Annotated in this window: 4 protein-coding genes; 1 reads left to right on the top strand and 3 read right to left on the bottom strand. The window is 26.0% G+C overall.

Annotation, left to right across the window (positions count from 1 at the left end; translation table 11 throughout):
• The coding region (locus JG677_RS07280) for a M16 family metallopeptidase (RefSeq protein ID WP_200285981.1) at positions 1-1101 on the bottom strand (1101 nt) is incomplete at its 3' end.
• Positions 1101-2150, bottom strand: coding sequence for a dehypoxanthine futalosine cyclase (locus tag JG677_RS07275; RefSeq protein ID WP_200169371.1), 1050 nt, complete (start codon positions 2148-2150; stop codon positions 1101-1103). The genes JG677_RS07275 and JG677_RS07280, both read right to left, overlap by 1 nt.
• Before the next feature lie 77 nt (positions 2151-2227).
• On the opposite strand from JG677_RS07275, the gene JG677_RS07270 reads away from it, so the two are divergent.
• Entirely contained in the window at positions 2228-3427 is a 1200-nt protein-coding gene (locus JG677_RS07270) for an MFS transporter (protein ID WP_200169370.1), read from the top strand.
• Here the strand turns inward: JG677_RS07270 and JG677_RS07265 are convergent.
• Positions 3424-4295: ArsS family sensor histidine kinase (locus JG677_RS07265; protein ID WP_200285979.1), on the bottom strand; the 872-nt coding region annotated here is incomplete at its 5' end. The two genes, JG677_RS07270 and JG677_RS07265, sit on opposite strands and share 4 nt — an antisense overlap.

The raw sequence follows: 4295 nt of genomic DNA, 5'->3' as shown, positions 1-4295 counted from the left end.
TTCTAAATCTCTATAAAATTCATAAAATGCTATATTTAATCTTTTGCTTAAACTCTCATATCTTAGAGGAGTATTGCCAAGTAAAAAATTTTTAGCTTGATTTAATTCTTCCTCATTAACTCCTTTTTCAACAAATTCATTAAAAACTTGTTTTATAATCTTTTTAGCTTCTTGTGCATTTTCATTTTTTGTTTGTAAATATCCAAAAATACGATTATATGATAAATTTAAATCAAGCATAGCATATGCTGAATAAGCAAGTCCTCTTTTAACGCGAATTTCTTCCATTATTCTAGAACCAAAACCTGCTTGCCCTAATATAAAATGAGAAATTTTAGCCATATAAATATCATTATCTTTAATATTTCCATAAAATGGAGAAGCAAAATAAATATAAGCTTGTTCGCTTTCTTTACGCACTAAACTAACATCTTTTATCTTTGAGGTAAGATTAAATTTTTTATCTGGAATTTTTTCTCCTTTAACTAAAGGATTTAAAATAAGTTCTAATAATTTTTGTATATCTTTTTTTACGAAATCTCCACCTAAAGTTATAATAAGATTGCTAAGATTTAAATGTCTTTTAAAAAAGTCTTTTAAATCTTTAAGTGTAATTTGCTTAATACTTTCTTCATTTCCATCATTAGGGCTTTGAAATTCTTTATAATCAAATGTATTAGAATTTAATAAATTCTTTGCTAAATAATCAAAATCACTATTTTTACTTGCTAATTCGCTTAAAGCAAGAAATTTATTTTTCTGTAATATTTTTTCATTAAAACGAGGTTTTTCTAATAAATTAGCTAAAGACTTAAAGGCAAATTCTTTATACTCTTTTAATAAAGAAAGATTAATTTCTAAAGTTTCAAACCCGCTACTAGCTGAGAGATTTATAGCTTTTAATTCTAATTCTTTAAAAAAATTATCATCTACTCCCTCATTTAAAATTCTTACCAACATTCTTGCAGTTCCTGGTATCAAATCAAAACTTCTACCACAATTTTTAAAAATTAATTTTAATACTATAATCGGAAGATCATTATTTTCTTCAAAAATCAAAGGAATTTTTGTATTTTTAAAATTTAAATATTCTAATTTCATTAAAACCTTTCTAAAATTTCATAAGCCGTATTTCTTTTAGCAGCTTTTTCACCTAAGCTTTGGATAAGTCTTATCATTTCATCTTGATTCATTTTATAACTTGCTCCAGCTGCTGAAACAACGTTTTCTTCCATCATAGTAGAGCCTAAATCATTGGCTCCAAATTTTAAAGCAAGTTGTCCTATTAAAGAACCTTGAGTTACCCAAGAACTTTGAATATTTTTAAAATTATCCAAATAAAGTCTTGATAAAGCAAGTAATCTTAAATAACGATTAGAACTTTGTTTTAAAATTTCAGGATGTTTTTTAATTAAAAGAGTATTTTCACTTTGAAAACTCCACAAAATAAAAGCTCTAAAACCATTTGTTTCATCTTGAAGCTCTCTTAAATATTCTAAATGTTCAATAATTTCTTCGTTTGTTTCTACGGTTCCAAACATCATTGTAGCAGTGCTTTTCATGCCAATTTTATGTGCGTTTTTATGAACTTCAAGCCAAGTTTTTACATCACATTTATTTGGAGCTATAATATCTCTTACTCTATCACTTAAAATTTCAGCTCCAGCTCCAGGGATGGAAAAAAGACCCTTGTCTTGAAGTCTTTTTAAAACTTGAATAATAGGAATTTTAGAAGCTTTTGCAATATAAGCAATTTCTACAGCAGAAAAACCATGGATTGTGATATCAGGGTAAGTTTTTTTAATCCAATCTACCAAATCCTCATACCATTCTATCTTAAGTTTTGGATGAACTCCACCTTGAAAAAGAATTTGAGTTCCACCTATAGCTTTAAGCTCTTCAATTTTTTTACCAATTTCTTCATAACTTAAAATATAAGCATCATCTTCTTTATGATGACGATAAAAAGCACAAAATGAACAATCAATACAACAAACATTAGTGTAATTAATATTACGATCTACTACAAAAGTTGTAATTTTTTCAGGGTGTAATTCTAATTTTTTTTTATAGGCCATCTCTCCTAGTTCTATTAAGCTTGCATTTTCAAGTAAATCTAGGGCTTCTTTTTTTTCAAGTCTTTTCTTCAAAACTTATTCCTTAATTTATAATCTCTAATAAATATTATAACATTTAAAAATATAAAATTGTGTTATAATTATAAGTTATGAATTATATAGATTTATTAAAAAATAATAAAAACATACGAATTTTGGCAAGTGTACAGTTTGTCGTTTATTTTGGAGCTTGGTTTTCTCAAACTGGAGTTTATACTCTTTTAGTAAATTTAAATGCTCCAACTTGGGCTATTTCAATAAGTGCTATGCTTGCTTTTTTACCAGGAGTTTTACTCGCGCCTATTAATGGGGTCATCGTTGAAAGAAATAAACCTAAAAAATTATTATTAACGATGGCAAGTCTTGAACTGATATCTATTTTTATGCTTATTTTTGTTAAAGATCTTAGTATGCTTTGGCTTTTATTTGTTTTAATCTTTTTAAGACTTTGCGTTGCTTCAATTTATTTTCAAACAGAAATGAGTTTGCTTGCTAAAATACTTAATGCTAAGGAATTAAAACTCGTTAATGAAATGCATAGCATTATATGGGCTGTTTCTTATACTGCTGGTATGGCTATGGCTGGAATTTTTATTAATTTTCTTGGAATTCAAAATGCTTTTTTATTTGATGTTTTTCTTATTGGTATTGGTATCTTTTTTCTTACTAAATTAATCATTCCAGATTTTGAACGTAAAAAACAAAATAATTTCATCTTTATGATAAAAGATGGATTCTTATATATCTTTAGAAAAAAAATTATTTTACATCTTATAATGCTTCACGCCTTTGTTGGCATTACTGCATATGATGCTTTAGTGACACTCTTAGCCAAACATCAATATAAAGAAGTATTATCTGCTGCTTTAGTAATAGGCTTTATTAACGCAATTAGAGCTTGTTCTTTAGCTATTGGACCAATTATTTTAAGTCGTTTTATCAATAGCAAAACTCTTGTTTATTTTTATATTGGACAAGGAGTAGGTATCATATTTTGGGCTTTAACTCAATTTAATTTTTATCTTTCCTTTTTAGGTCTAATAGCAGCAGGATTTTTTACCTCATCTCTTTGGGCTTATACTTATACTATGGTGCAAAAAAACTGCGATAAAGAATATTATGGAAGAGTTATAGCTTACACAGATATGGTTTATCTTACTTTTAGTGCTATTGTTTCTATTTTTATAGGTATTTTATTTGATTGGGGTTTAAATCTGCAAATGATTACTTCTTTGCTTGGTATTATTTTTATATTTGCTGCTTTTTATTGGAAATATTTTACAAAAGCTTATTCAAAAGAATTAAACTAATCTTTTATAATAATATTTTCCAAATTTTTAAAATAAAATAAATTTGCTCCATCTTGATAATTGTATTCAAGTTTTATACAATGAGATTCTAAAATAGTATTTACAATATAAAGTCCTAAACCAAAACTATCCTTTTGCTTAGAACCTTGAGTAAAAGCCTGAGTATAATACTCTAAAGAGTTATTTAGTTTATCTCCATAATTTTTAAAACAAATAAAATCTTTTGAAATTTCAATTTGCAAAAAATGCTCCTTAGAATACTTCACTCCATTATCAATCATATTTTTAATTGCTGTTGTAAAAAGTTTAAAATCAACACTAACAAAAAAACTTTCTTTTATAGAAATTTTAATATTTTTATCATCGTTCATTGCTATTTCTTTGGCTTCATCTAAAATATCTAAAATATTATATTTTTTTTTATTGATAAAAGCAGCACCTGAAGTAATTTGCTCAATCGCAGCAAATTCATTAATTAGAATTTCAAGACGATTAAATATTCCCTCTAAGCGACTTTTATATTTATTATCTTCAAGCATTTCTAGTGTAATTAAACCTTTAGTAATTGGAGTTTTAAGCTCATGCATAATATTTCTTAAAAAAAACTGACGCGATTGATTAAGTTTTCTAATTTGCACTATAGCCAAATAAAAAGCATTAGCAACTTGAGAAATTTCATCTTGCCCATTGCTTACATCTTCAATTGTATCAAGCTTATTAAGAGCAAATTTATCAATTTGTTTTTTTAAAGCTTTTAAAGGTTTTAATTTTTTAAAAATAAAAATATAAAGTAAAATCAAGATACATATTACAACTACTGCAATAACTTTTATCGTAAAATATCTATAACTTTGATAATCTTGATCAT

This window comes from Campylobacter sp. TTU-622 (genome assembly GCF_016598965.1).
Lineage (GTDB): Bacteria > Campylobacterota > Campylobacteria > Campylobacterales > Campylobacteraceae > Campylobacter_D.
The sequence above is the reverse complement of the archived record's forward strand: the minus strand, read 5'-3'. Positions and strand labels throughout refer to the sequence as shown.